This is a genomic window from Mycolicibacterium austroafricanum (assembly GCF_902705885.1).
Taxonomy (GTDB): domain Bacteria; phylum Actinomycetota; class Actinomycetes; order Mycobacteriales; family Mycobacteriaceae; genus Mycobacterium; species Mycobacterium vanbaalenii_A.
The window spans coordinates 1-3,770 of record NZ_CACSIP010000068.1; the positions used below are offsets into that span (position 1 = coordinate 1).

A 3,770-nucleotide genomic window follows, 5' to 3' on the forward strand; every position below is an offset into this window, starting at 1 on the left:
TCCTCATCAACCGTGCGGACCACCAACTCCGCGATCGCCGCCAACCGCCGCGCCGCCACCTGCGCTTCCTCCCGCGCCAACCGCTCGACCACACCCACCAACGCGTCATCAGCCACACCAGCGAACAACGAGTCGAACATACGTGCGATTCTACAGCCAGCCACCGACATTGATGGCAGCTCAAGCGCATCCCGATCTTGAGTGCTAGCACTCGCGTGTATAGAGTGCTAGGTGGCAGTCGGTTCAACCCCTGTGTCGGCACCCGCGACGACGGCGCGAGGGCGGTCACCGGCCGCCGAGTACATACACCAACATGAGTGAAGGGGCTCCATCGTGGCGAGCGTGAACATCAAGCCACTCGAGGACAAGATCCTCGTTCAGGCCAACGAGGCCGAGACCACGACCGCATCCGGTCTGGTCATCCCCGACACCGCCAAGGAGAAGCCGCAGGAAGGCACCGTCGTCGCAGTAGGCCCCGGCCGCTGGGATGAGGATGGCGAGAAGCGGATTCCCCTGGATGTGTCCGAGGGCGACGTGGTGATCTACAGCAAGTACGGCGGCACCGAGATCAAGTACAACAATGAGGAGTACCTGATCCTGTCGGCGCGTGACGTGCTGGCTGTCGTTTCCAAGTAAGCAATATCGTGTTCCGCCCCGGACGTTCCCGCATACGGGTGATGTCCGGGGCGGCGCGCGTCATACCCGTCTTAGGGAAAGAAACTTATGAGCAAGCAGATTGAATTCAACGAAACCGCGCGCCGCGCGATGGAGGCGGGCGTCGACAAGCTCGCCGACGCCGTCAAGGTGACGCTCGGCCCGCGCGGTCGCCATGTGGTGCTGGCCAAGGCATTCGGTGGCCCGACCGTCACCAACGACGGTGTCACCATCGCCCGCGAGATCGACCTGGAAGACCCGTTCGAGAACCTCGGCGCCCAGCTGGTCAAGTCCGTCGCCACCAAGACCAACGACGTCGCCGGTGACGGCACCACCACCGCAACGGTGTTGGCGCAGGCGCTGGTCAAGTCCGGCCTGCGCAACGTCGCAGCCGGTGCCAACCCGATCGCGCTGGGTGCGGGCATCTCGAAGGCCGCCGACGCGGTATCGGAGGCCCTGCTGGCCGGGGCGACGCCTGTCACCGACAAGAAGGCAATCGCACAGGTCGCCACGGTGTCCTCCCGCGATGAGGAGGTTGGCGAGCTGGTCGGCGAGGCGATGACCAAGGTCGGCCACGACGGTGTCGTGTCGGTCGAGGAGTCCTCGACGCTGTTGACCGAGTTGGAGATCACCGACGGCGTGGGCTTCGACAAGGGCTATCTGTCGGCGTACTTCGTCACCGACTTCGACGCCCAGCAGGCGATTCTCGAGGACGTGCTGGTGCTGCTGCACCGCGAGAAGATCAGCTCGCTGCCGGACCTGCTTCCGCTGCTGGAGAAGGTCGCCGAGAGCGGCAAGCCGTTGCTCATCGTCGCCGAGGACGTCGAGGGTGAGGCGCTGTCCACCCTGGTCGTCAACGCGATCCGCAAGACGCTGAAGGCCGTTGCGGTCAAGGCACCGTTCTTTGGTGATCGCCGCAAGGCGTTCCTCGACGATCTCGCGGTCGTCACCGGCGGGCAGGTCGTCAACCCCGACGTGGGTCTGATGCTGCGTGAGGTCGGCCTCGAGGTGCTGGGTAGCGCCCGGCGCGTCGTTGTCGACAAGGACAGCACCACCATCGTCGACGGTGGCGGAACCAAGGAGGCCATCGAGGGCCGCGCCGCTCAGTTGCGGGCGGAGATCGAGGCCAGCGACTCGGATTGGGATCGCGAGAAGCTCGAGGAGCGGTTGGCCAAGCTGGCCGGCGGGGTTGCCGTCATCAAGGTCGGCGCAGCCACCGAGACCGATCTGAAGAAGCGCAAGGAGGCCGTCGAGGACGCCGTCTCCGCAGCCAAGGCAGCCGTCGAAGAGGGCATCGTCGTCGGTGGTGGTGCCGCACTGGTGCAGGCTCGGGCCGGCCTGGCGAAGCTGCGCGAATCGCTGTCCGGTGACGAGGCACTAGGTGTCGACGTGTTCTCCTCGGCTTTGGTGTCGCCGCTGTACTGGATTGCCACCAACGCCGGGCTGGACGGTTCGGTCGTGGTGAACAAGGTCGCCGAGCTGCCGGCTGGTCACGGCTTCAACGCCGCCACGCTGGAATACGGCGACCTTCTCGCCGACGGTGTGATCGACCCGGTCAAGGTGACCCGCTCTGCCGTCGTCAACGCGGCGTCGGTGGCCCGGATGATCCTGACCACCGAGACGGCGATTGTCGAGCGTGTAAGCCAGGACGAGGAAGACGGCCACGGACATGGCCACAGCCACGGACACGGCCACTCGCACTAAGTACTGAACGATGGAACACCCCCGGTGACAGGATCACCGGGGGTGCGCCATTCTCAGGGGTTACGGACCCGTAGCCCTGCCTGCGTTGATGCGGACATTCTCGGCAGCGCGCTCGGCGTTGTACTTGCTGTCGAACGATTCGCCTGAGGCGGCAACCTTGTCGCTAGAACGGCTGGCACGCCAGCGGTACTCGGCGCCGTCGTCGAGGTAGACCTCGAACCGGGCGGTTGACGCGCCAGCCTTGAACGACTCAGCGGCCCGCTTGGCGTTGTAATGACTCGGGAATGTCTCACCGGCCCACGCCACCTTTTCGTGATTTTCGCCGTACAGCCACCACGAGTACTTGCCACTGCTTTTCGTTTCACCCGCACTGAAGTACATCAGCACGCTCCTTCGCGTTCGATCGCGCCCCCGAATGGACGCAATCGGCAACACGGGCAAGGGGCGACTCGGATCACAATGCGCTTCAGAATTGACCCTGAAGGCAGTGTTCCTGATAACTTGGACATCTCTACTCCGCCAAAAGTAGACGCCAAGCCTCAGGTGACCCAAGTCCCCCAAGGACTGGGCCTTGGGGCTTGCTGCGTGTCAGGGATGAGTTTACCGGGCTTAGCCGTCAATTGTGCGCGAGCCCGCTGCGACACACCAGAGAAAAGTGTCGGAATCCTAATCAAAGCATCTCAGAGGGGTGTCAGGCGTGCGACACGCCGATGACCGCCGGTACTTGTCGGAGGGCTGTGTTATAAGTCGGCGCTTTGCTGCTTTTGGCCTTAAACGGGGATTACGGATGGCTCAAGTCGACGAGGAGCGAGCGAACGGGGTTTAACGAACGTCAGCGACAAAGAAGCGACACCGTCGCCCTAGGGTAAACCCTGTGCTGATTCGCTTCGTATACCTAGACGAACCCACGCTGAAAGGCTACGCAGCTCAGGTGGATGGTGGCCTTATCGCCGAAACCAAGGTCCGCTTGGTCAAGAAGGGGGCAGGGGGAGGGAACATCGACCTGAAGTTGGCGGGGGTCAAGGGCGAACGTGGATCCGAGGACGAACAGCTCTGGACCATGCAGTACCCACCCGAAGCGCAGTTTCAGCGGATTCTCGCCATCGCCAACGACGATCCGGAGACGATCGCCTGGGTCGATGTCGTAGAGCCAGATTCAAACTTTCCCTCGCTCCAGGTTGGCGAGACGATTGCATGGGAGTGCGACGTCGATATCGACCAGGGTTCTCGGCTGGCGGCTCGCGGCGGTGGAGGGGGTTGCGTCCAGCAGAGTGGTGTACGAGTCGGACCTGATTAGTAGCGCCGGCGTGTCGTAGCCGAATGATTGAAGGTCATCGCGTGATTCTTCGAGAGACCCGTCAAAGTCACTCGAGCAAAGAAAGAACACACGCGATGACCGCTGCCCACAATAT

4 protein-coding genes are annotated in these 3,770 nt (G+C 63.1%); 3 read left to right on the forward strand and 1 reads right to left on the reverse strand.

The genetic code is table 11. The annotated features are described in order from the left end of the window. Positions 1–333: 333 nt before the first annotated feature. Entirely contained in the window at positions 334–636 is a 303-nt protein-coding gene (gene groES, locus BEMPMBAN_RS30860) for a co-chaperone GroES (protein WP_048630140.1), read from the forward strand. A gap of 87 nt (positions 637–723) precedes the next feature. After that, positions 724–2,358, forward strand: a complete 1,635-nt coding sequence (gene groL, locus BEMPMBAN_RS30865) for a chaperonin GroEL (protein ID WP_159235279.1) — start codon at positions 724–726, stop codon at positions 2,356–2,358. Between the two features lie 60 nt (positions 2,359–2,418). Here the strand turns inward: groL and BEMPMBAN_RS30870 are convergent, their stop codons facing one another. Next, the gene (locus tag BEMPMBAN_RS30870; protein WP_159235280.1) at positions 2,419–2,739 is read right to left on the reverse strand and encodes a DUF1508 domain-containing protein; all 321 of its coding nucleotides are present in this window, start codon (positions 2,737–2,739) and stop codon (positions 2,419–2,421) included. 493 nt (positions 2,740–3,232) lie between these two features. On the opposite strand from BEMPMBAN_RS30870, the gene BEMPMBAN_RS30875 reads away from it, so the two are divergent. After that, a complete protein-coding gene (locus tag BEMPMBAN_RS30875) occupies positions 3,233–3,655 on the forward strand; it encodes a DUF6414 family protein (RefSeq protein WP_159235281.1) in 423 nt (140 codons plus the stop codon). The last annotated feature ends 115 nt before the right edge of the window (positions 3,656–3,770 follow it).

What these genes read in the sequence shown, in the direction of transcription:
- BEMPMBAN_RS30870 (WP_159235280.1), bottom strand. Translation starts at nt 2,739, where the DNA reads ATGTACTTCAGTGCGGGTGAAACGAAAAGCAGTGGCAAGTACTCGTGG.
- groL (WP_159235279.1), top strand. Translation starts at nt 724, where the DNA reads ATGAGCAAGCAGATTGAATTCAACGAAACCGCGCGCCGCGCGATGGAG.